Below are 228 nucleotides of genomic sequence, written 5' to 3' on the forward strand. Positions count from 1 at the left end.
CGCTCCCCACGATCCGACCCGCGATCGCCGCCGGCTCGCTGCTCGCCGCGCTGTACGCGGTCTCGGACTTCGGCACCCCCTCCATCATGCGGCTCCCGGTGTTCACTCGGCAGATATACGTCGAGTACAACGCCTTCGGCCGCGACTACGCGGCGCTGCTCTCGCTCCAGCTGCTCGTCGTCGTCGTCTTAGTGCTCGCCCTAGAGTGGGCCGTCCGCTCGGACCGGG

General features: G+C 69.3%; 1 pseudogene. It reads left to right on the forward strand.

Features of this window, described 5'->3' with window-relative positions:
* Positions 1-228: pseudogene (locus EXE45_RS19160) on the forward strand (iron ABC transporter permease); the annotation flags it as partial.

The organism is Halorubrum sp. SP9, assembly GCF_005435015.1.
In the GTDB taxonomy this organism is placed as follows: Archaea; Halobacteriota; Halobacteria; order Halobacteriales; family Haloferacaceae; genus Halorubrum; species Halorubrum sodomense.